Source organism: Microbulbifer aestuariivivens, from assembly GCF_039545115.1.
Classification (GTDB): Bacteria; Pseudomonadota; Gammaproteobacteria; order Pseudomonadales; family Cellvibrionaceae; genus Microbulbifer; species Microbulbifer aestuariivivens.
In genome coordinates this window covers 62036-85918 of sequence record NZ_BAABRT010000001.1, presented here as the reverse complement: position 1 = coordinate 85918, position 23883 = coordinate 62036, and the positions used below count along the sequence as shown (strand labels likewise).

The 23883-nt window shown below is 58.1% G+C and carries 18 protein-coding genes; 3 read left to right on the top strand and 15 right to left on the bottom strand.

The window, feature by feature from the left end:
* Nucleotides 1–84 precede the first annotated feature (84 nt).
* Nucleotides 85–2052, top strand: coding sequence for an Ig-like domain-containing domain (locus ABEA58_RS00320; protein ID WP_345547724.1), 1968 nt, complete (start codon nt 85–87; stop codon nt 2050–2052).
* A gap of 501 nt (nt 2053–2553) precedes the next feature.
* Here the strand turns inward: ABEA58_RS00320 and ABEA58_RS00315 are convergent.
* From ABEA58_RS00315 to ABEA58_RS00275, 9 genes are all read right to left on the bottom strand, one after another.
* Complete coding sequence (locus ABEA58_RS00315; RefSeq protein WP_345547722.1) at nt 2554–3156, bottom strand: cation efflux transmembrane domain-containing protein; 603 nt, start codon at nt 3154–3156, stop codon at nt 2554–2556.
* Nucleotides 3156–5630, bottom strand: coding sequence for a DNA polymerase II (locus ABEA58_RS00310; RefSeq protein ID WP_345547720.1), 2475 nt, complete (start codon nt 5628–5630; stop codon nt 3156–3158). Before ABEA58_RS00310 ends, ABEA58_RS00315 begins: the two co-directional genes overlap by 1 nt.
* A gap of 291 nt (nt 5631–5921) precedes the next feature.
* Nucleotides 5922–6431 (bottom strand): outer membrane beta-barrel protein, encoded by a 510-nt coding sequence (locus ABEA58_RS00305; RefSeq protein ID WP_345547718.1) that lies wholly within the window; start codon nt 6429–6431, stop codon nt 5922–5924.
* A 261-nt stretch (nt 6432–6692) separates the two neighbouring features.
* Nucleotides 6693–7166, bottom strand: a complete 474-nt coding sequence (locus tag ABEA58_RS00300) for a DUF2846 domain-containing protein (protein WP_345547717.1) — start codon at nt 7164–7166, stop codon at nt 6693–6695.
* 481 nt (nt 7167–7647) lie between these two features.
* Nucleotides 7648–8844 carry a 2-methylaconitate cis-trans isomerase PrpF gene (prpF, locus tag ABEA58_RS00295; RefSeq protein ID WP_345547716.1) on the bottom strand — a complete coding sequence of 399 codons (1197 nt, stop codon included), beginning with the start codon at nt 8842–8844 and terminating at the stop codon, nt 7648–7650.
* Entirely contained in the window at nt 8841–11441 is a 2601-nt protein-coding gene (acnD, locus tag ABEA58_RS00290) for a Fe/S-dependent 2-methylisocitrate dehydratase AcnD (RefSeq protein ID WP_345547713.1), read from the bottom strand. Before acnD ends, prpF begins: the two co-directional genes overlap by 4 nt.
* Nucleotides 11442–11764: 323 nt before the next feature.
* Nucleotides 11765–12889 carry a bifunctional 2-methylcitrate synthase/citrate synthase gene (prpC, locus tag ABEA58_RS00285; RefSeq protein ID WP_345547711.1) on the bottom strand — a complete coding sequence of 375 codons (1125 nt, stop codon included), beginning with the start codon at nt 12887–12889 and terminating at the stop codon, nt 11765–11767.
* An 80-nt stretch (nt 12890–12969) separates the two neighbouring features.
* Nucleotides 12970–13848, bottom strand: a complete 879-nt coding sequence (prpB, locus tag ABEA58_RS00280) for a methylisocitrate lyase (RefSeq protein WP_345547709.1) — start codon at nt 13846–13848, stop codon at nt 12970–12972.
* Between the two features lie 3 nt (nt 13849–13851).
* Complete coding sequence (locus ABEA58_RS00275) at nt 13852–14532, bottom strand: GntR family transcriptional regulator (protein WP_345547708.1); 681 nt, start codon at nt 14530–14532, stop codon at nt 13852–13854.
* Between the two features lie 328 nt (nt 14533–14860).
* Here ABEA58_RS00275 and ABEA58_RS00270 point away from each other — a divergent pair, with 328 nt between their 5' ends.
* Nucleotides 14861–15385, top strand: a complete 525-nt coding sequence (locus ABEA58_RS00270) for a DUF2062 domain-containing protein (RefSeq protein ID WP_345547706.1) — start codon at nt 14861–14863, stop codon at nt 15383–15385.
* 458 nt (nt 15386–15843) lie between these two features.
* Here the strand turns inward: ABEA58_RS00270 and ABEA58_RS00265 are convergent, their stop codons facing one another.
* The 4 genes from ABEA58_RS00265 to ABEA58_RS00250 all read right to left on the bottom strand — a co-directional run bounded on the left by ABEA58_RS00265 (nt 15844) and on the right by ABEA58_RS00250 (nt 20866).
* Nucleotides 15844–17106 carry a lipoprotein-releasing ABC transporter permease subunit gene (locus ABEA58_RS00265; protein ID WP_345547705.1) on the bottom strand — a complete coding sequence of 421 codons (1263 nt, stop codon included), beginning with the start codon at nt 17104–17106 and terminating at the stop codon, nt 15844–15846.
* Entirely contained in the window at nt 17099–17854 is a 756-nt protein-coding gene (lolD, locus tag ABEA58_RS00260) for a lipoprotein-releasing ABC transporter ATP-binding protein LolD (protein WP_345547703.1), read from the bottom strand. Before lolD ends, ABEA58_RS00265 begins: the two co-directional genes overlap by 8 nt.
* Nucleotides 17855–17899: 45 nt before the next feature.
* The gene (locus tag ABEA58_RS00255) at nt 17900–19141 is read right to left on the bottom strand and encodes a lipoprotein-releasing ABC transporter permease subunit (RefSeq protein WP_345547701.1); all 1242 of its coding nucleotides are present in this window, start codon (nt 19139–19141) and stop codon (nt 17900–17902) included.
* 84 nt (nt 19142–19225) lie between these two features.
* Nucleotides 19226–20866 (bottom strand): alpha/beta hydrolase, encoded by a 1641-nt coding sequence (locus ABEA58_RS00250; protein WP_345547699.1) that lies wholly within the window; start codon nt 20864–20866, stop codon nt 19226–19228.
* Between the two features lie 199 nt (nt 20867–21065).
* Between ABEA58_RS00250 and ABEA58_RS00245 the strand changes: the two genes are divergently transcribed.
* Entirely contained in the window at nt 21066–21365 is a 300-nt protein-coding gene (locus tag ABEA58_RS00245; RefSeq protein WP_345547697.1) for a hypothetical protein, read from the top strand.
* A 628-nt stretch (nt 21366–21993) separates the two neighbouring features.
* Here the strand turns inward: ABEA58_RS00245 and ABEA58_RS00240 are convergent.
* Together ABEA58_RS00240 and sthA are read right to left on the bottom strand one after the other, a co-directional pair.
* Nucleotides 21994–22458: a thioesterase family protein gene (locus ABEA58_RS00240; RefSeq protein ID WP_345547695.1), complete on the bottom strand. Its 465-nt coding sequence runs from the start codon at nt 22456–22458 to the stop codon at nt 21994–21996.
* Nucleotides 22455–23852: a Si-specific NAD(P)(+) transhydrogenase gene (sthA, locus tag ABEA58_RS00235; RefSeq protein WP_345547693.1), complete on the bottom strand. Its 1398-nt coding sequence runs from the start codon at nt 23850–23852 to the stop codon at nt 22455–22457. The genes ABEA58_RS00240 and sthA overlap by 4 nt, the downstream gene beginning before the upstream one ends.
* Between the last annotated feature and the right edge of the window lie 31 nt (nt 23853–23883).

Here is a 23883-nt window from a genome sequence, read left to right as displayed (position 1 = left end):
AATCCGTCGCAGCCTTCACATTTTCATTACACCTTGAGCATGTTATCTTTTGCGCGCATTTTTTATAAATCACGGATGATAATAATGAATGATTTTGTGTGCTGGAGACGCACCATCACTGGTGTTCTTGCAAGTTTCCTGGTGATTGTACTCAGTGGCTGTGGAGGGGGTGGTAACGACCAGTCAACGACACCGGAGGACTCCGGCGGTGGCGGTAACGAACAGCCAGCGGCACCAACTGGAACCGGCGATGACAGTAACGATCAGCCGCCGATACCCGGAGAAAGCAGCGCTGGCGGTAACGAACAGCCAGAGCCAGTGGAAGACAATAGCGGTGGTGCCAATGAACAGCCCACTGCGCCCGTGGACACCAGTGCTCCTACGGTGATTTATGCCTCGCCCACCAGCACCGAAACCGGCGTACCACGCTCGGCAGTGGTTTCGGCCTTCTTTAGCGAAGAACTGCTGGCCAGCTCGGTATCCAGTGAGAGCTTCAGTCTCAGGGGCGACATCCCCGTTCAAGGTACAGTCTCCTTTGACTCCTCCACCAATGAGGCTACCTTCACCCCAAATACGCCTTTGGGCATTCTAACTAGCTACACCGTCACCCTAAGCACCGACATCAGCGATCTGGCCGGTAACGCACTGGCCAGCGTATCCAGTTGGGGTTTCACCACCGCCGACGGCAGGCTCAGCACTAACGCAGAAACGGTACAAGGCCCAGCCGCATCATCGTACATGACCAGACCCCACGTGGTTTACCACGATAACGGTGACGCGATTGCTGCGTGGTCAAGAGAAGATAAGATCTGGGTCAACCATTACCGCGCTGGCAGCGGTTGGGGAGCCCCTTCCCCCTTAGATTTAGTGGCGCCATCAAACACTGAGACCAACGGTCGTGAACTCTGGTTAACCTCCGATGACAGTGGCAATGCAATGATTGCCTGGAGCGAGCATAAAACAGATATCTGGGCAGACATCTTCTCAGCGATCTCAAGACGCATCTTGACGGGTATCTTTACCGGCAGCTGGACAGACTTCTGGACCGACCTTCGGGATGACGTCTGGGCAGATCTCAGAACAGACATCTGGGTTAGCTACTACGATCAGTCTTCAGGCAGCTGGTCAACACCGGTAACACTGAACACACCCGGTGTCAGTCGCGCACCAAGACTTGCGATGGACAGCAACGGCAATGCCATGGCCTTATGGGTCGAGGGGTTAGGCAACATTTGGGCTCGCAATTTCTCACTGGAGTCAGGCTGGACTGACGCAGTAAAAATTGAATCCGATCCTGGCTTTGTCCATGGACATCAGTTGGTCTTTGACGGGTACGGCAATGCCATCGTCACCTGGGCGGAATTTGACGGCACCAACAAGGTCTATGCCAATCGGTTTGATTCTGGCAGTGGCTGGGATACCCCTTTTCTGCTGTCGGAGGATATCGGCCTCCGCGCAGGCACCCCGCGATTAGCTGCGGACGCCAGCGGCAACGCCATCGCCATCTGGACGAAACGTGAGGGACTCCGATACAACCTCTGGTACAGCTATTACGATACGGTAAATGGCTGGGGTAGCGCGGCACCACTTGAAGAGCATGATGAAAGCGTTAAAGTTGCACAGCTTGCCATGAGCACTAACGGCAGCGCTATTGTTACCTGGTTTAGATCCGATCGCGACTTGGCGGGCACCTGGTCCAGCAGACGCTATATCCCAGGGGAGGGCTGGGGCAACCAGGAAGACCTAGGCTCCAGCTACAGAGATTCTTGTTTCTGCTCTTATATGAATTGGGATCTGGACCTGGAAATCGATAACAATGGTAACGCCTTGTTTTTCTGGGAGCACGACGACGGCACTGATACCACTATCCGGTTTAACCGTTACACGACAGCCAATGGCTGGGGACAGTCAACCGAACTGGCTCCCACGGAAGCCAATGACGATGGGCAATGGTCCCTCGCAGGGGCGGTTAATGAAAACGGTGAGGTTATGGTCGTCTATAGTGATTCGTCCAGCAGCGAAGCACAGATCTGGAGCCGACAGTTTAAGTAAGTAAATCCAACTGACTTAACCGGGCGGGTTCGCCCGCCCGGTTAAGCAACCCAGTCAGCGATTGCCATCAAGCACGCCTCACAAAACCTCACTCCGCTCAAGCCCCTACCTTATCTTGACCTTTTTTGTGGCGTGCCTGCGGGTGATCAATTGCAGAAAATGTTGCGTTGGCCTGTGCGGTAGTGCACTGCCGGGCTATGGCTGCTGTTGGGCTAGACTTCGGGGGTGCTCTTTAACTCGTACTGGGAAACTTTCGCGCAGGCCCAGTTACTAGTGCGGAAATTCGATCACTCCGCGCGTGAATTTCGGTGCAGCGATGATCTCAATATTGTCATCTGCGGGCGCAATGAGAGCGATCTGCTCAAGCGACATATTACCGCCTGTGGAAATTCAGACTGCGATATCCGATGGCCAACAGCCGATTCTTTCGCCCTTATTTAGTTTTTGCGGCTGTTTACGATAACAGGGGGAAGCGTAAAGCTGCACCCCTATGCTTTGGGGTTAGCGCTGATTAATCAAATGTAACACTGAACTCTCGGCATCGCGGGCCTCACGCTGGATTTTGATACCTCCACGCACAACCAGCCCACAAATCAGCGTACCGATCAGTAAATCCGGGTACCGGCTATCAAACAGCGCAACGAGGCAAGCAGATACAATCACCCCTAAATTGGCAACGACATCATTGACTGAAAAAATCCACGAGGCCCGCATATGTACACCGCCAGTGTCGTGCTTTGAGATAAGCGCAAGGCAAACGACATTCGCCAGTAAAGCAACTGTGCCCACCACTATAATTAATGTGCTTATCGGCTCACTGCCGAACACCAAGCGCCTGAGAACCTCGCACAGCACAGCGGCACCCAGCAGAATCTGCAGGTAACCGCTCACCCTGGCTGCAGAGACTTTGTTCGCCAGCGCCTTGCCAACCGCGTAAAGCGAAAGCCCATACACCATGGCATCCGCCAACATATCTAGGGAGTCTGCTATCAAACTGGTTGACTGAGAGATCAATCCCAACACCAGCTCAAGGATAAACATACAGGCGTTGATAGCTAACAACGCAACGAGAGTGTGTCTTTCCAGACTGTTTTCCTGTGTCATTAGCTCACCCCAAACAGCCCCAACTGCCCATCCACGAGGGTGTCAAAATCCAGCGCGATAAAAGGCAAAATAGCATCAGCCACCGGCTTCAGCTGCCGGTCGATATAGTGCTGGTAATCCATCGGTGCCTGCCGGTACTCCACCGGCTCCGGGCCGTTGAGGGTGATTACGTAACGAATCCAGCCTTTGTTCTGGTAGCGGGGTGCCAGCCCCTGCTGGCGGCGGTGCTCATCGGCGAGCCGCGCCGCGCGCACATGGGGCGGCACATTTTTTACGTATTGGTCCAGTTTGCGCCGGAGCCGCTTGCGATACACTAGCTGCTCATCCATCTCCCCTGCCCGGGTTTTCTGTACCGTCTCGCGGATATACTCGGACGGATCAACACCCTTAAACACCATCCCATAGAGTTGCCTCTGGAACTCCCTGGCGAGAGCAGTCCAGTCGCTGCGCACCGTTTCCAGGCCCTTGAATACCAGCTTTTCGTCATCGCCGTTCACCACCAGCCCCGCATAGCGCTTTTTTGAGCCGGCCTCTGAACCGCGAATGGTGGGCATCAGAAAGCGTTGGTAGTGGGTCTCGAATTCCAGCTCCAGTTCGCACTCCAGCGCCAGCTCGTCTTTGAGTTTGTTTTGCCAGCGCCGGTTGATTTCACTGGCGAGATTTCTGCCGATGATATCCGCCTCTTCCGGGCTGGGCCGACCGCTCAGCCAGACAAAGGTGGAATCGGTATCGCCATAGATAACCTGATGGCCAAGCTCCTCAACCCAGCGGGCCGTCTGCTGCATGATCTCGTGACCGCGCAGGGTGATGGAGCTGGCCAGGCGTGTGTCGTAGAAACGGCAGCCACCACTGCCGAGCACGCCGTAGAAGGAGTTCATGATGATCTTGATGGCCTGTGAGCGCGCGGCATCCCGCTCCTGCTTGGCGATGTCGCGCTGCGCCCAGAGGTTGGTGATGATGTCGGGGAGGAAGTGCTTGTCACGGGAAAAGCGCGCACCGCGAAAACCGGGGATAGACTTGGGTATCGTATCTTCCTCCACCCGGGCACCTTCCCGCCGCGCTTCACTCTCCCCTTCGCGCCACTCTTTACGTAGTCCTTCAGGTCTATTTTCCTGCTTTTCTTTACGCCGCGCTTCCTGTGTAGACTCCCCCTCCTCTGCCAGCCCTTCAACCAAGCCCATGGGGTCGATCTTGAAGGTGCGGATAATGCTGGGGTACAGACTCTTGAAATCCAGCACCAGCACGTTGTCATAGAGGCCCGGCCGGGAGTCCATCACATAGCCGCCGGGACTGGCCAGGCCACCGTCGGCCGGCAGGTTGGGCGCCACATAGCGGCTGCGGTGCAGCCTGGGCAGGTAGAGGTTGGTGAAGGCCGCCACCGAACCGCCGCTGCGATCCAGTTCCAAGCCGGTAAGCTGGGCGCGCAGGCGCAGGTAATCCAGCAGGCGCGTGTGCTGGAATATGTCCCAGACCAGCCGGCAGTCTTCCAGGTTGTACGCGGCAAGTTTGGGTTTGTTATGCAGAAAATCCTGCTCAATCGCCGCCAGACGGTTGTCCACGTCCTCGGTGTCCTTGCCCCTGCCCAGCAGGGTCTGGGCCACAAACTCCAGGCTGAAGCTTTCGAAGTTATAGGTGGCGTTTTTCAGTCCGTCGATACCGTCCAGCACCACCCGGCCCGGCAGTGTGACAAAGCCCTGATTGCCCTCGCGGCCATCCCGCCAGCGGGCATCGGTGCCACCACGCCCCAGCTTCAGGCGCAGACCATGACGGGCGGCCCTTTTCAGCAGCAGCCGGAAATCGAAATCCACCACCGACCAGCCGATGATGATGTCCGGGTCCAGACATTGAATCCTCGCCTCCAGCGCCTTGAGCAGCGCGCGCTCGTCATCCACCCAATGGATGGTGGTTTCAGCACTTTCAGGCTCGCCCACCATCAACACCTCCTCCACACCATGACCGTAGAGACCGACGGAATACAGCTCACCCCGGCCGGAGCACTCCACGTCCAGTGATACCACCTTGAACTGTGGCTGCACCTCAGCGCCCCTGAGACGCACCTGCCGATATTCCATGTAGCCATCTCTGGCCCTGGCCACACCTTCAAAGTAGAGGCCACCGCGGGCAAAGCGCTCCATCAGGTAACGGTCGTGAAGGCGAAAATCCGCTTCAAACACCTCGATGCCGCGAGTTTGCAACAGTGCGTGCGCGCGGCGGTGGGCGTCGATGGTGGGGAAATACAGCATGGCCGCTTGTTCGCGGCTAAAGGTCTGAAAGCCCAGCTGCTGCCAATCATAGGGGACACCGGCCAGCACCTCGGTGACCTGAGCGCGGTCGGCCACCCTCACCATAAACACCGGGCGCTCACCTTCAATGACCAGCTTGACCGGGCCCTCGGGGGAGGCCAGCCAGTAGTGGATACAGGTGCTGCCGCGTTGGTCAAAGCTGTGGCGGCTGAGGAGGAATCCTTGCGGCAAGAGACTGTTCTGGGTTCTGGGTTGAGATCAAGGTTTGCGCAATTCTACTGGATAAATGCACAGATATCAGTAAGTGTGAGAGCTAGGTAGGAGGGCTAAGCGGATTGACCAAGTCGATCTGAAAAAAGGGAAGATTTTGAGCGAGAAGAATCTGAAGCTCAAGAGTGCTGAGACCTTAAGCGTCAATGATTAGCTCCACCCCAATATTTTTTTCTTGCAATTAATGAGAGGATAAAAAAGGAGAAAGGCATGCTAGCACACCTTTCTTCTTTCTTTACTTAGCCAAATGAATTAAAAGCTAAACTTTGCCCCTAGAGAAACATTAGAAATTTCATCACCATCCCATTCAAACACCTGATACTCAAGGACAGCGTCAAATTGCTCAGTCAGGTTCGCCGTCGCTCCGACGCTATAGCTCATATCAGTGCCATCATCACTAAACACCTCTCCAGCTCCCGATTCGTCAACACTAAAATCCCACCTAAAAAAGCCGAGCTTTGCAAAAACATCAACTTTTTCATGGACAGGAAGAGCAGCTACAGCTGAGAAGTTCAAGCCATCTGTACTCAAGGTGAATGGTGCCCCAGAAACCTCTACACTACCAAGGTCAACATAGGCAACCTCTAGAGCAATATTCCTGGTGACCTCATAGCCGGCAGTCAAAGAAAACGAAGTCGCTGACTGTAGACCAGAAATATCTACCTCAGCCTGACCGATCGAAGTACCAAAGTATGCACCTTCTGCACTTACATTGACTGAAGCAAAAATCATCAGTGAAACCAACAAAGTCTTTTTATACATAACATCTCCATTTTTAGTTTTTGTTTACGAGCAAGTTTTACAGCCTGGCTCAAAGCCGTTTACCACATAAAACATTTGCAAATGCCCTAAAAACAAACAGGGCTTTTAATATTCGGTAAAAATTTTCAAAATCTTACAGCATAAAAAGAAGAAAACCTAGCCTTAAACACTCGGGTTAGGGCGTGGCAGCACGAGCATGGAAACCATCTCTGCGCTACACTCAAAAGAGCGTGCTTTAATTCTGCTCCAGCTCCATCATCGCTACTTGCTGCACTCTCCAGCCTTTGCCAGTTTCAATTCCGCAAGATCTCTTTTCCCTTCCTCAGTAGATACAAGCTTCAGATCAGCGCCGCCAACGAAAACTCCCATCTTAATATACTGCTCGATAAAGTAGTTCTCTCCAGACTTGGCCTGCAACATCAGATCATTCGGAGAAAACTCTGACTCTGTTGAAACTTTATACTCCGTATCACCTGGAACTTCTTTATAGAAGAAAACGTTGGGCGCGGATTGACCTACACACTCATCATTCAACCATATATCTTTCTTAAGCGCCGTTCCTGGTCCAAATGTTCTGTAAATATAAAGACCCGCACTCCCATCCTTTGGTGACGCATACTCTTTAAGCTTGCTGGCCTTATCATCGCTCTCCATGGGAACCGATGCACAGCCAGTAAAGAAAGCAGTTAAAACAGAAATTATCGCGATCTTTTTAAACATATCTATTTCATCCATTTTTTAGTTAGTTCATTAAGCAGACTTCAACAGAAAAACCAGAAACCAGAAACCAGAAACCAGCACATCAACGACCATAATCGACACAATAATGACCGACCTGAATAAATATTACAGTAGCGCTCCGCACAGAAAACGAAACAAAGCCAGATCAGATTTTTTCACTTGAAAAATAAAGCCAAGCCAACCAAAGTCAATTGATTTTTTATCAAAAAGCTCAAGATCAAACAGAGAGGGTTTATATTTTCATTTTTAAATGAAAACTATTTTAAAAAAGCATCCGATGAGCCACCCAATATTGAGGATCTATGCCATCAAATTTCTTATGAAAAAACCTATGATAGCTATCATTCCAATAGTAAAAATATCCCACAATTATTAGATTAATCAGTAAACATATTAAAGAGCGCCATTGAAGTGGGCGCTCTTTATCCTCTGGCGTAACTGCTGTGCCATGGAGACAGAGTGTGCCGGCCTACCACTAAAAGCAATCGCCAGGCACCCGCACCCACCCTTCCATCAGAATCCGCGCACTGCGACTCATAATGGCCTTGGTAGCGCTCCACTGCCCATTGACGATTTCCGCTTCCGCCCCGACCCGCAAGGTGCCGGACGGATGGCCGAAGGTCACGGCGTTGCGCTCCCCGCCTCCAGCGGCCAGATTGACCAGGGTGCCGGGAATGGCGGCGGCGGTGCCGATGGCGACAGCGGCGGTGCCCATCATGGCATGGTGCAGTTTGCCCATGGACATGGCGCGCACCAGCAGGTCGATATCCCCTGCGGCCACCTGCTTGCCGCTTGAAGCGGTATAGCTCTGCGGCGGCGCCACAAAGGCAACCTTGGGGGTATGCTGGCGGGCGGCCGCGTCTTCCGCTTTCTCGATCAAGCCCATCTTCACTGCGCCATAAGCACGGATGGTTTCGAACATGGCCAGTGCCTTGTCGTCACCGTTAATGGCTTCCTGCAGTTCGGTACCGGTGTAACCGATATCCGTCGCGTTGACGAAAATGGTGGGGATACCGGCGTTGATCATGGTGGCTTTCAAGGTGCCGACCCCGGGCACCTCTAAATCGTCAACAAGGTTTCCGGTGGGGAACATGGCCCCTTCCCCATCCGCCGGGTCCATGAATTCGATCTGCACTTCGGCCGCCGGGAAGGTGACGCCGTCCAGTTCGAAATCACCGGTTTCCTGCACTTCCCCATTGGTGATGGGGACCTGGGCGATGATGGTTTTCTTGATGTTGGCCTGCCAGATGCGCACGGTGCAGATACCATTTTCCGGCACGCGCTCGGCATCCACAAAACCGCTGTTGATGGCGAAGGCACCGACGGCGGCGGTGAGGTTGCCACAGTTGCCGGACCAGTCCACAAACGGCTTGTCGATGGAGACCTGTCCGAACAGGTAGTCCACATCGTGACCGGGCTGTTCGCTCTTCGACAGGATGACGGTTTTGCTGGTGCTGGAGGTGGCTCCGCCCATGCCGTCGGTCTGCTTGCCGTAGGGATCGGGGCTGCCGATCACCCGCAGCAGCAGGTTGTCGCGCGCGGCGCCCGGAACCTGCGCGGATTCCGGCAGGTCCTGCAGGCGAAAGAAGACGCCCTTGCTGGTGCCGCCACGCATATAGGTGGCGGGCACTTTGATTTGTGGTGCGCTTACCTTGGACTCAGGGCTGCTCATTGCGCGGCGCCCTCGGCTTCGAGGAAGTCGTTGGCGAAGCGCTGCAGGACACCGCCGGCGTCGTAGATGGAAACTTCTTCGGCGGTATCCAGGCGGCATTTCACCGGTACTTCCACGGTTTCACCGTCCTTGCGGTGAATCAGCAGGGTCAGAGTCGCGCCCGGGGTGCGCTCACCAAGTACATCGAAGGTTTCGGTGCCGTCGATGCCGAGGGTCTCGCGGGTGGTGCCCGGCTGGAATTCCAGCGGCAGCACGCCCATACCGATCAGGTTGGTGCGGTGAATGCGCTCGAAGCCTTCCGCCACAATCGCTTCCACGCCAGCGAGGCGCACACCCTTCGCGGCCCAGTCGCGCGACGATCCCTGGCCGTAGTCGGCGCCGGCGATAATGATCAGCGGCTGCTTGCGGTCCATATAGGTTTCGATGGCCTCCCACATGCGGGTGACCTTGCCTTCCGGTTCGATACGGGCAAGAGAACCCTGCTTCACCGCACCGTTTTCGTCGCGCACCATTTCGTTCAACAGTTTCGGGTTGGCGAAGGTGGCGCGCTGGGCGGTGAGGTGGTCGCCGCGGTGGGTGGCGTAGGAGTTGAAGTCCTCTTCCGGCAGGCCCATTTTCGCCAGGTATTCACCGGCGGCACTGCTGGCCAGAATCGCGTTGGAGGGCGACAGGTGGTCGGTGGTGATGTTGTCACCCAGCACCGCCAGCGGACGCATGCCTTTCAAGGAACGCTCACCAGCCAGGGCGCCTTCCCAGTAGGGCGGGCGGCGAATGTAAGTGCTCTGCGGGCGCCAGTGGTACAGCGGCTCGCCCTTCTCTTCTTCCGCCTTGCTGAGGTCAAACATCGGGATGTAGACCTCGCGGAACTGCTCGGGCTTCACGCTCTGCTTGACGATCGCGTCGATCTCTTCGTCGCTCGGCCAGATATCTTTCAGCGTGACCGGGTTGCCGTCTTTGTCGTGGCCCAGTACGTCCTTCTCGATATCAAAACGGATGGTGCCGGCGATCGCGTAGGCCACAACAAGCGGCGGCGAGGCCAGGAAGGCCTGCTTGGCGTAGGGGTGGATGCGGCCGTCGAAGTTGCGGTTGCCGGACAGTACGGCGGTGGCGTACAGGTCGCGGTCGATCACTTCCTGCTGGATTTTCGGGTCCAGGGCGCCGCTCATGCCGTTACAGGTGGTACAGGCAAAGGCGACCACGTCAAAGCCCTGCTGCTGCAGTTCCGGCAGCAGGTTGGCCTCCTCCAGATACATTTTTACGGTTTTGGAACCCGGTGCCAGGGAGGTTTTTACCCAGGGCTTGCGGGTCAGGCCGAGCTTGTTGGCGTTGCGGGCGATCAGGCCCGCGGCGATCATGTTGCGCGGGTTGCTGGTGTTGGTGCAGCTGGTGATGGCGGCGATGATCACGGCACCATCGGGCATCAGCCCCTCTTCTTCTTCCCACTCTTTGGCGATACCGCGGTTGGCCAGCTCGGATACCGGCAGCAGCGCGTGCGGATTGGAAGGACCGGCCAGATTGCGGGTAACGGAAGACAGGTCGAACTTCAGTACGCGCTCGTACTCGGCATTTTTCAGGCTATCTGCCCAGAGGCCGGTTTCCCTGGCGAATTTCTCTACCAGCGCCACCTGCTCGTCATCGCGGCCGGTGAGCTTCAGGTAGTCGATGGTCTGCTCGTCGATGGCGAACATGCCGGCGGTGGCACCGTATTCCGGGGTCATGTTGGCGATGGTGGCGCGGTCGCCCAGACTCAGGCTGGAGGCGCCTTCGCCGAAGAATTCCAGATAGGCGCCGACCACGCGCTCGCGGCGCAGGAATTCGGTCAGGGCCAGCACCATATCGGTTCCGGTGATGCCGGGCTGCAGTTTGCCGGTCAGCTCGACGCCGACGATATCGGGCAGGCGCATATAGGAGGCGCGGCCGAGCATCACGCTTTCGGCTTCGAGGCCGCCCACGCCCACGGAGATAACACCGAGCGCATCCACCATCGGAGTGTGACTGTCGGTGCCCACACAGGTATCCGGGAAGGCGACGCCGTCTTTGACCTGCACCACCGGAGACATTTTCTCCAGGTTGATCTGGTGCATGATGCCGTTGCCGGGCGGGATCACGTCGACGTTTTCAAACGCGGTTTTGGTCCAGTTAATAAAGTGGAAGCGGTCTTCGTTGCGGCGCTCTTCCACTTCGCGGTTTTTTTCAAACGCGTTCTTTTCAAAGCCGGGGTGCTCGACCGCCAGGGAGTGGTCGACGATCAGCTGGGTGGGCACCACCGGGTTGACTTTGGCCGGGTCACCGCCCTTTTCGGCGATGGCATCGCGCAGGCCGGCGAGGTCCACCAGTGCGGTCTGGCCGAGAATGTCGTGGCAGACGACGCGGGCGGGGAACCAGGGGAAGTCCAGTTCGCGCTTGCGGCCGATAATCTGCTTGAGGGCGTCGGTGAGTTTTTCCGGCTCACAGCGGCGCACGAGGTTTTCCGCGAGGATGCGGGAGGTGTAAGGAAGCTTTGCATAGGCACCCGGCTGAATGTTTTCGACCGCTTCACGAGTGTCGAAATAATCTAAGTCGGTGCCGGGGAGTTTTTTGCGGAATTCGGTGTTCATTTCGGGTCACGCAGTGGGGTCGTTGTGTGGCGACACTGCTGACGGGCCGCCCTTGGCTGGAGACGCCTTGCACCCATCCATGGGGGCTTGGCTGCGAGATCCCTCTCGCAGATAGTCCAGCCAAGGTCTGCCCATCAGCAGCGCCTTCGCATCGCGTTATCTACGCTGATTGTGGAACCGTTGAATAATGGTGCGGGTGGCTGGCGCTGGCCGCCCGCGCACAGGAGGCGGAGCGCACATGCCGTACGCGAGCATTCCGAGCACTGCCGGACGCCGTCAGGCACCCGCGCAGTACATATTCAAGGATTCCTGACAAGGGCTCCTTATCGCTCGGCGATCGGAGTCACTTTACGCAGTTCCGGACCGGTGTACTCCGCACTCGGGCGGATAATGCGGTTGTCGGCGCGCTGCTCAAATACGTGGGCGGCCCAGCCGGTTACGCGGGACATGACAAAGATCGGCGTAAACAGCTTGGTGGGAATACCCATGAAGTGATAAGCGGAAGCGTGGAAGAAGTCGGCGTTACAGAACAGCTTTTTCTCGCGCCACATCACTTCTTCGCAGCGTACGGATACCGGGTACAGCACGGTGTCACCAACATCGGCAGCCAGCTTTTCGGCCCACTGCTTGATGATGGCGTTGCGCGGATCGGACTCGCTGTACACCGCATGGCCGAAGCCCATGATCTTTTCCTTGCGCTCCAGCATGCCCAGCAGTCCCTGCTCGGCTTCGTCGGCGGAGGTGAAACGCTCGATCAGCTCCATGGCCGCCTCGTTGGCGCCGCCGTGCAGCGGGCCGCGCAGGGAGCCGATGGCACCGGTGATGCAGCTGAACAGGTCGGACAGGGTGGAGGCACAAACGCGCGCGGTGAAGGTGGACGCGTTGAACTCGTGCTCGGCGTACAGGATCAGGGAGACGTTCATCACCTGCTCGTGCAGTGCGTTGGGCTTTTCGCCGCGCAGCATGTGCAGGAAGTGACCGCCGATGGAGTCGTCATCGGTCTCGGTCTCGATACGCACGCCGTCGTGGGTGTAGCGGTACCAGTAGCAGATGATGGACGGGAATGCGGCCAGCAGGCGGTTGGCTTTTTCCTGCTGCTGGGCGAAGGACTCTTCGCCTTCCAGGTTGCCCAGCATGGAACAGCCGGTGCGCATCACATCCATCGGGTGCGCGTCGACGGGGATGCGCTCGAGGACTTCTTTCAGTGCCTGCGGCAGGCCGCGCATGCCCTTGAGCACGCCTTTGTAGTCCGCCAGCTGGGCTTTGGTGGGCAGCTCGCCATAGAAAATCAGGTAGGCCACTTCCTCGAATTCACAGTGTTCCGCCAGGTCTTTTACATCGTAACCACGGTAGGTCAGACCGGAACCGGATTTTCCAACGGTGGACAGTGCAGTCTTACCAGCTACCTGGCCACGCAGGCCGGCGCCACCCAGTTTTTTCTCAGCCATCTCGTTTTCCCTTTTATTCGCAAGAGTTTTGGATTCCGCCGCACCAGTGGGCGCGACGGGCAATCGTTGATGCGTGGAATTTACTTCTTGAACAGTGAATCCAGCTTCTGCTCGAACTCGTGGTAATTCAGGTAGTCGTAAAGTTCTTCACGGGTCTGCATGGTGTCGACAACCGCCTGCTGATCACCGTTCTGCAGGATGCTGGTGTAGACATTTTCCGCCGCCTTGTTCATGGCGCGGAAGGCGGACAGCGGGTACAGCACCATGTCCGCACCAGATTCCGCCAATTCCTTGCTGTTGTACAGTCTGGTTTTACCGAATTCGGTGATGTTGGCGAGGATCGGCACGTTCAAGGCGTCTTTGAAAGCGCGGTAGTGCTCCAGCTCGGTCACCGCTTCGGCGAAGATGCCGTCGGCACCGGCTTCGATGCAGGCCTGGGCCCGCTCGATGGCCGCGTCCAGCCCTTCCTGGGCGAAGGCATCGGTGCGCGCCATGATAAAGAAGTCGTCATCGGTGCGGGCATCGACGGCGGCCTTGATGCGGTCCACCATTTCCTCTTTGGAAACGATTTCCTTGTTCGGGCGGTGGCCACAACGCTTCTGGGCGACCTGATCTTCGATGTGTACCGCCGCCGCGCCGGCGCGAATCATCTCTTTAATGGTGCGGGAGATATTGAACGCCCCACCCCAGCCGGTATCGATATCCACCAACAGCGGCAGCGCGCTGGCGGCGGTGATGCGGCGCACGTCCTCGAGCACATTGTCGAGGCTGGTCATACCCAGATCAGGCAGGCCATAAGAGGCGTTGGCCACACCGGCGCCGGACAGGTAAATGGCTTTGTGGCCAATGCGCTCGGCCATGATGGCGGTGTAGGCATTGATGGTTCCCACCACCTGCAGTGGCTGGTTCTCGGTAAGTGCCTGGCGAAAACGCGCGCCTGCGGAAGGTTGCTGACTCATGGTCTACCTCAGCTTTTTCTCAATGTTGTGGCGCGAGGCGCGAATGTGCCTGCGCATGAGGATTTCGGCCAACTTGCCGTCACCGGCTTCGATGGCTTCAATGATGTGACTATGTTCGCGGAAGGCCCGCTTGGCCCGGGGGCTGGCCATACCCAGCTGATAGCGGTACATGCGCACCCGGTAATAAAGACGGTTGCAGAGGGTGTCGATCAACAGATCGTTGCCGGAGGCCTGCACAATGCGGAAGTGGAAGTCGAAATCCCCTTCCGGCTGAAAATAGGCGCGCCCCGCCTGCAGCTCTTCCTGCTGCTCGTGCCGGGATAGCATCTGACGCAGCGCCACCAGATCCTCTTCCGTGCGCTCCAGGGCTGCCAGACGGCAGGCCATGCCCTCCAGGGCTTCGCGCACATCGTAGAGTTCCAGCAGGCCGCGCTCGCTGAGTTCCACCACCCGCGCACCCACATTGACGCGGCGCTCCAGCAGGCCCAGGGATTCGAGACGCATCAGTGCTTCGCGCAGACTGCCGCGACTGGCGTTGAAACGCCGCGCCAGCTCCGGCTCGCTGACCTTGCTGCCGGCGGGAATCCGCCCTTCGACGATCTCTCCGCGCAGAGTCAAAAACAGACGCTCCGCCAGGCTCAGATTCGCTTCGGGTATGTCGGTGCCGCCGTCTCTCAGATCCATCGGACCCTCTCGACCTCAAGATTGTCGACAATTTAAAGGTGAGATCGGCACATTGCAAGTGACAAGTGTCAATTCCAGCGTAATATCCGCAGACATTGTTGACACATTAAGGGAAAATATGGCCCGGGAAGGCACGGTAGTCTTAGTGCGACTATGCAGGCATAATAGCGCCCGCACGGATTCAGCCGTGCTCCCCCGCTTTGAACACTCTATGCTTTTGATGGGCGGCAGACCCGCAGTTGCGTGCGGGCGGCATTCTGTCCAACAGAGGTTCACACAGCAGACGGTCACACAGTTTATGGCTGCCGGTATCCGGACTAATTGAGTTATGCCGAAGAGTATTATCAGGCGCTGGCTGCCGACTCCCGACCAGGTTCGCGCCAACAAGGGCCTGAGGTTTTTCGGCAGCCTGCTTCACGACCCCAACCTCTTTCACCTGAACAGGCACTCTGTGTCCGTCGCCTTTGCCGTGGGTGTTTTCACCAGCTTCCTGCCGCTGCCAGGGCAAATGCTGATTGCCGCACTGCTGGCACTGTGGTTTCGCTGCAACCTGCCGCTGTCGATGATTCTGGTGTGGATCAGCAACCCGGTGACGATGCCGGCGATCTTCTACGCCACCTACAAGCTCGGCGCCTGGATCCTGGGCACGCCGCCGCTGGACTTCAGAATTGAACTGTCGTGGGAATGGCTGACCGGTGAGGTGGGCAAGATCTGGCTGCCGCTGTTCTTCGGCTCAGTATTGTCGGGGATATTCTTTGCCGCGGTCTCTTATTTCGCCATGCAGGGGCTGTGGCGCTGGCATGTGATCAAGCGCTGGAAGACGCGCATCGCCAACCGCTCAGCTATCGGCTGATTGCTTCTTTTTACTGCCCTCTTATCATTGTGGTCGTGGTTTTTGCGCGCCTGCAATCCACTCAGCCGCTTTTTCTGACCTGCGTTTTCTGAATTGGCTTTACTGATTCATATTGCAGCGGCGCACCTCGCACCCGGGGCCTGCGTACTCGAGCTACCAGTCATGCAGAAATCCCAGCAACTCCACGGCCTTCAGGCGGGCGGGAATCAGCAGATCCCTTTTCGGGCGCGACCGGCCCTGCCATTTGCGCAGTGGGCCCCAGCCATCGGGGCCCTGACCAGCAGCAGGGTAAATAAGCCGTAGATATCAAACTCCAACCGCTCTTCCTGCTTCGTCACTGTTCCGCACTTTTACCGACACCTTTACCAGTACCTCTGCCAACACATTTACCAGCGCTTTGATCGAGAATCTTCAGCAGGAATCTTGTCGAGCACCTATCTCCAGCAGCGACTCCACAACTACTGCTCGTTGCGCAGTGCGGCCGCCGGCTGCACCCGGCTCGCCTGCAGCGCCGGGTAGAGAGTCGCCAGCAGGCTGAGTACGAAGCCGGCACCGACCACCAGCGCAACGTCGGGCCACTGCAGCTCGGACGGCAGATAATCCACTGGGTAAACATCGGACTTCAGAAACTGGATGCCAAACAGGGATTCCAGCCCCGCCACCAGATCGGTCACCACCAACGACCCCAGCACACCGAGTATGCCGCCCACCGCCGCGCCAACAAGACCAACCAATGCGCCCTGACTGACAAACGTCAGCAGTATTTCCCGGGTGCTGGCGCCCATGGTGCGGAGAATCGCGATATCGCCATGTTTGTCGATTACCACCATCACCAGGGTGGAAACCACATTGAAAGCGGCGATGGCGATAATCAGCAGTACCAGCAAGCCCACCAGATTGCGCGACATCTGTATGGCCTGATACAGGTTGCCGTGGGTGCTGCTCCAGTCGGTACCGAAAAACCCCCGTGTCGGCAGAGCATTCACCAGCTGCCGCAATACATAGTAGGAACCGAGCATATCGTGCAGACGCAACTGCACCCCGGCACCGGAACCGCCGCCCGCCAGGTACTGGGCCCGCGACCAGTCCACCAGTGCCAGAGATTGATCCAGGGCAGTGCCGGAATGGAACACATCGGCAACCCGGAAGCCGGAAATACGCGCGGCGCGGCGGGCGCCGTCCCCGCCATCATTACTGGGTACGATCAGGGAGACATACTCCCCCTTGGAAACCTGCAATTTCTCGGCAATACCGCGCCCAAGGATCACCGTCGGCTCGCTGGCGGAGCGCAGCCCGGCGAGGCTCTCCGGCTCAAGGAAACGGCCGATATTCGACACCTCCACAATGGTTTGCGGGTTAATACCCTGCACCAGCAGCGGGGTCACTTCGCGCCCTTTGCGCGCCAGCGCGTTGACCTGCCAGACCTCGGCGGCGGCGACCACTTCGGGATGAGCGGCAAGCCGGTTGCGCAGCTCGGGCCAGTCGATTTCCGCGCTGGCGTTATAGATGGTGGCGTGGGGCATGATGCCGAGGATGCGCTCGCGCAACTCGCGGTCAAAGCCGTTCATCACCGACATGACTACGATCATCAGCGCCACGCCCAGGATGAGTCCCACCATGGACAGCCCGGAAATAAATGACACCAGACCGGCGGAGTCGTCGCCCCGGCGCTGGGCGCCCGCGTAGCGCAGGCCGATAAAGACAGGTAACGGCCTAAACATGATCGCCCTGGTTCCAGTTGCTCTCCAGCCTGCCATCCACCAGATGCAGGCAGCGGTCGAGGGATGCGGCCAGTTCCGGGTCGTGGGTGACGATGACGAAACTGATTCCCAGCTCGCGATTCAGCCGGTCCATCAGCTTGTGAATCTCCCCGGCGGTGGCGCGATCCAGGTTGCCGGTAGGTTCATCCATCAGTACACAGGCCGGGCGCGTCACCAGCGCCCGGGCAATGGCCACCCGCTGGCGCTCGCCGCCCGACAACTGCGCGGGCTTATGGGTTAGCCGCTCGCCGAGGCCCACAGCGCGCAGCATTTCAGTCGCCTCCGAGCGGGCATCGGCCACCGACTGCTTGCCGATCAGAAGCGGCATGGCGACATTTTCCAGTGCGGAGAACTCCCCCAGCAGGTGATGGAACTGGTAGACGAAGCCAAGGCTGCGGTTGCGCAGCCAGCCGCGCTCGTTGGCATTGAGGCTGGCCAGATCCTTGCCGGACACCCAGACCTCTCCGGATGAAGGGGTATCCAGCCCGCCGAGAAGGTTCAGCAGCGTGGACTTGCCGGAACCGGAGGAGCCGACAATGGCCAGCCGCTCGCCCTTGGCCACTTCGAGCTCCACCCCCTGCAGCACGTGCAGGTCGCGACTTCCCTGGCGATAGTGTTTTTTCAGTGCGCGGCAGGCCAGCACCACTTCGCGCTGGGCGCTGTTACCGCTTGCCGCCTCGGCGGCTTGCAGTTCCACTTGGCTATTCATTGCTTTTTATTAAGGTCCGGACTGTTCGTTGCTGATTGCCGCAGATCACTCGTAACGCAGCGCTTCAGCGGGTTGAATTTGTGACGCTCTCCACGCGGGAAAAAGGGTCGCCAGCAGGCTCATCAGAATGGCCGCGGAGAGGACGATGAGCGCATCTGCACTGCGAAATTCAGAGGGCAGAAAACTGACGAAGAAAACCCGCGGATCAAAAATCTTCGCGCCCAGCAGGCTTTCCATCCAGCTGACCATTTCAGTCAGGTTGAAGGCGATGAACGTGCCCAGAAGCGCACCACTGGCCGCACCGATAATGCCGATGGCACTGCCCTGCACCACAAACACCGACATGATCTGACGGGAGGTGAGACCCAGCGTGCGCAGCACCGCAATATCGGAGCGCTTGTCCGCCACCATCAGCACCAGCGCAGACACAATATTAAAAGCCGCCACAGCGACGATAATCATCAGCATCAGGGTAACGACGGTCTTTTCCATCTTGACCGCCTGAAACAGACTGCCCTGGGATTGGCTCCAGTCTTCACCGGAAAAGTCCTCGCCCAAAGTGGCGGCGTATTGCGGCACGCGCCCCAGAGCATTGTTCATATCGTCGAAGCGCAGCTGCAGGCCCTGCACCTTGCCGGGCATGCGCAACAGGCGCGCCGCGTCCTCAAGATTGATCAGCGCCACACCCTGATCCACTTGGGCGCCCACTGAAAAGATACCCGCTACGGTAAAACGCTTGGTGCGCGGAAAGATGCCCGCCGGGGTAACCACTACTTCAGGCAGGGTGAGCACCACACTGTCACCGACAATGGCATTGAGCTGACGGGCGAGGATATTTCCCAGCACGATGTTGTAACTGCGCGGCTGCAATTCATCGAGGGAGCCGCTGATCATATGCTCGCCGACGGTGGACACAGCGCGCAGCGCCTGTGGGTCAACCCCCTGAAATTCCACCCCATGACTGGCACCACCGCCGCCAAGCAGCGCGAAGCCTTTAACAAAAGGACTGGCCGCCTGCACATGGGGCTGCTGCTGCAGGGTTTGCGCAACCCCCTGCCATTCCGTCAGTCCCCCTTCCCGCTCGATAAAGCCGTGCGGCACCACGCTGAGAATGCGCGTCTTCAGCTCGCGATCAAAACCATTCATCACCGAGGTAACGACAATCAGCGCCATCACTCCGAGGGCCATTCCCAGCAGCGAAAAGCCATTGATGAAAGAGATAAACTGCTGACGGCGACGTGCCGCCACGTAGCGCAGTCCGATATAGAGGGGGACAGGTTTTAGCATAGAGGCGATTTAAGCGGAAAAACGCCAATAAATCCAAGCATTTGCACAGATTCCTCAAGAGTGACTGTGCTTTGGCCGCGAAACTCAGTGTGGGTTCCGCTGTGACAGTTTCCGCCGCAGTCGATCCAGGTCCTGCGCAGACCAGCCCGGAGGCTCGGCCAGTGCCAGCCAGGCGCGCAGATAATCTGCCGGCGCGTAGTTGTGGCCAAAGCCCACTGGCGCCGTACCCGTCTGCATATCGGCGCCGAGCTGCAACATGGTGACAACCGGATACCAATGCAGGTCGGGAGAGACATCCGGGCCGCGCGGCGGATTCATCCACGCCGGCTTGCGATAGGCGGCTTCCGGCTCGAAAAACACAATGGGATCACTGGCATACTGCAGATAGGCGATGCGGAAATTTCCCCACGGCGACTCGCCCCGATCATACCCCCCCTCCTGATTACCAAAGCGAACCACGGCTCCGCCGCGAAAAATTGGCAGCCAGGCCGGTGAACCAGGATCACGCTCCCGGGTGATTTCGCGCCAGGTATCGCTGCGAAATGGCGGCCCCACCCAGAGCGCGCCATCAAACGGATCATCGATGATGTCGTATAAGTCGAAAGATCGATCCGAATTCATCGCACCGAGGCTGAGGCCGAAGAGATACAAGCGCGGCCGGGTTTCAGGCGGCAGCCGCCGCCAGTGGCCGTAGATTTCACGAAACAGCGCCCGCGCCGTTTCCACCCCATAGGCACCCTCGGTCATCAGGGCGATGGGGCTCGGGAGGTAAGAGTATTGCGCCGCCACACTGGCGATATCGCCACGGAAAAGAAACTCCACCGAATTAATGCCACCGGGATCGACCCAGCCGGTGCCGGTGGGGGTGATCAACACCAGCACCGACCTGTCAAAACCACCGACTCGCTTCAGCTCTTGCAGCGCCAGCCGCGCACGCTGCTTCGGGGTCTTCGCCGCATTGAGACCGACATATACCCTGACCGGGTCACGCGCCACCGGTGATTCCCCAGCCACTTCGGCAATCTCCCGCGCCGTCGGCCCCAGGCCCAGGTATCGCCGCCCCTGGTGCCCCATATCCCGCCAGCGCAGCAGCGAACCGGGCCCGCCCGCTTTATCACCCCTGCTGGGCGCCGGCAGGTCCGGTTCCATATGCTCATCGAGGGTGCGGTAAGCGGCGTCGGTGGCGCGCAGAGCGGCCGACAGCAGCACATCATTAGTGATGGCCCAGAAGATGGCGACTGCCGACAGCAGCCCCAAAAGCAGCGAGACGCGCCTTGGCACAAGGCGCTCAAGACGGTGTGAGATCACAGCAAAAGTGTGGCGGAACAGCCTCGCCAGCGCCAACAGCACGGCAAAGGTGAGACCGGCCACAAAACCGATAGTCAGCGGGCGCACCCCGCTCACCGGCTCCATACCCATCAACAGGCGAATGGCATTCTGCCAGCCAGTTGCCTTCCACAGGAATCCCAGCACCAGCAGTACACAGAAAAGCACTGCCAGCCAGCGCAGTAGCCTTCGGCTGTTACCCATGGGCTGGGGTAATTCCACCGCAGACCACAGCCAGGAGATGCAAAAGCCCACACCATAACCCGCGGCAAGGGAAAAGCCAGAAATGATGCCCTGCATCGAGTCGGTGCGGGGAATCAGCGACGGCGTCAGTGAAAAAGCGAAAAAACTTGCCGCGAACAGCAGTCCCAATGTCGAAAATGAAAGCCCGATTCGCATTCCCTGCCGCCTGTATCCGCACTGATGCACCTGCCCACAGTATAGAGAGCCACCGCTCTGCCGCCCTTGCCCGCCGTTACGCACCAGTGGCAAAACGTGGTACATTTCAGGCCTTAAGGCGCCACTTCTGCTTAAATGGCGACCACCTCAACAGAACAAGCAGAACACTAAGAGAACAATAAATTCCGGAGAGGAACCCATGTCGAAGTTCACCTTGCACCTGCTGGCTGGCACTGCCTTTGCCGCACTGCTGGCAGGCTCCAGCGCCGCCCTTGCAGAGGAGATTGAAATCCCCGTGGGCGCCCAGAGTCAGGAGCGCTACATTGAGGATGTGCGCGGCCTGAACAAGGAGGAGGTCAGCGTGCGGCTCGGTGAGCCGCTCGATGTTGAAGGGCCAGTGGGCGACCCCGCCATTACCCGCTGGGAATACCCGGATTTTTATGTTTACTTCGAATGGGAAAAGGTCCTGCACACCGTCCGCAAGCCACCACAGGGCTAACCGCAGGTTTTACCCGCTGCCCAGTATCAGGCAACCCCGCGACAAGACCGCAGGCCGGAAAGCTCACTGCCGAATAAACCCGCCCTGATGACTTACCCCGGAAGACCGCCCAGCGCCGCAGCCAAGCGGCGCTGGGCAACCGCGCCGAGAATGGATTCATCTGTCATCGCTCTTTTGTACGGTTCCAGCTACCGGCCCTTTCCTTTTTTCCTTTTTCCCTTCCACCCTGCCCTACATGCACCCCGCCCTACAACCTCACTGTACTCCTAACCTTCTGCCCAGCCTGCTGCCCGTTATGGCTCGATACCATGAAAACTTTTCCAAAATCGGCACTAACGGTTTCTTCGCAGGCGAAAAGTAACCATCCCTGCCGGCATAAATCACGATTTAATTCTGGATGAGGTGCGATGGCTTTGGGGAAAGCGCAGGTGCGGGTGCGGGTGCGGGTGCGGGTGAAAAGTAAAACAGGCGTAAGCTCTTTCAGCGGTGGCGGTGGCGGTGGCGGTGGCGGTGGCGGTGGCAAGAAAGTGGAAAACCCGCTGTACTTGCCAGCCACCGAAGTGTTGAGGGTGAAAACTTTGGCGGGACTATATAGGAAAACTAAATACAGCGGCTTAAATGCAGCGGCCTAATAGAGGTAGGTGGCGGTGCCGGTGGCGATCATTTTCTCCGCGTCATTCACCAGCTCCATCCGCGCCACCACCAGCTTGTTGCCGGCGCGCAGGATGGAACCATGACACAGGAAATGCTCTCCCCTGCCCGGCTTGAGATAGTCCACCCGCATATCCACCGTGCCCAATTTTGACAGGCGTTCGACCTTCTCCTCCCAGGGGACGTCGCCCATGCGCTGGTAGGCGGCGACCATGGCCGTCAACCCGCCCACGGTATCCAGAGCGGTGGCGATAACGCCACCGTGCAGGATGTTTTTCCAGATATTGCCAATCAGCTCCGGGCGCAGTTCGAAGGCGGCGCTGATACTGAGCCGCTCGAGATCCAGCTCGCGCATTTCCAGCCCAATCTGGCGATTGAAGGGGATCTGCTCAAAGAATCCCCGCACCAGTTCACGAAACTCCGTTGGGGAAGGCTCGGTCACAGGCGCATCACCCGATTGAGGCCATCCAGTGCGGCGCTGCGATAGGCTTCTGCCATGGTCGGATAATTGAAGGTGGTATTCACAAAGAAGTCGATCACGTTATTGGGGGCCGGTTGCTTCATGATGGCCTGACCAATATGCACGATTTCCGCCGCCTCTGCTCCAAAGCAGTGGATGCCGAGAATCTCGTGGGTTTCGATGTGAAAGAGGATTTTCAGCATGCCGACCCGCTCGCCGGAAATCTGCGCCCGCGCCGTGTGCTTGAACAGCGCACGTCCCACCTCGTAGGGCACCTTGGCGGCGGTCAGTTCAGATTCCGTCTGCCCGACCGAAGAGATTTCCGGCAGGGTGTAAATGCCGGTGGGGGCATCCTCGATCACGCGGTGTCCGCGACCGGCGATGGCCGCCGCCACAGCCCTGCCCTGATCATAGGAAGCACTGGCCAGGCTTGGCCAGCCAATCACATCGCCCACCGCGTAAATGCTCTCCACGCCGGTGCAGTAGTGTTCGTCCACGGTCAGTTGGCCGCGGTGGTTGGCTTCCAGGCCGACATTTTCCAGGCCCAGCGAGCTGGTATTGCCGGAGCGGCCGTTACACCACAGCAAGGCGTCGGCGTGGATGCGCTTGCCGGACTGCATCTCCATAATGACACCGTCGTCATTGGGCAGCACCCGGGCGTACTCCTCCAGATGACGGACGGTCACACCCATATCCCGCAGGTGGTAACTGAGCGCGTCAGAGATCTCATCATCGAGAAATTCCAGCAGGCTGCTGCGGGTGTTGATCAGATCCACCTTGATGCCGAGGGCGGCAAAGATGGAGGCGTACTCACAACCGATCACACCGGCACCGTAAATCATCATGGAGTGCGGGGTATGCTGCATTTCCAGAATGGTGTCGCTATCGTAGACCCGCGGGTGATCAAAATTCACATCGCCGGGGCGATAGGGGCGCGAACCGGTGGCAATGACAAACCTGTCGGCCTTCAGCACTTCGACGGCGCCGTCGTGCAACTCCACCTCGACGGTATTGGCATCCCGGAAGCTGGCCTCGCCGTGGATCAGCTCAACACGGTTGCGGGCATAAAAGCTAGCGTGCATCTCCACCTGATAGTTGATGACCTTGTGCACCGACTCCATGACCTGGGGAAAAGACAACCGGCAGGGTTCGCCCAGCGCACGGAAGACAGGCTGGGTGTTGTAGCGCATCAGCTGCTTGACCGAGTGCCGCAGGGCCTTGGAGGGAATGGTGCCCTTGTGGGTGCAGCTCCCCCCCACCGCCGGGCGCTTCTCGATCACGGCGGTACGCATGCCCTTTTTGGCCGCGCTCATGGCCGCCGCTTCGCCCGCGGGGCCGGATCCAATCACTACCAGGTCAAATTTCTGCTCTGCCATCTAACAACTCTGACTTTTTCTGACTATTTCT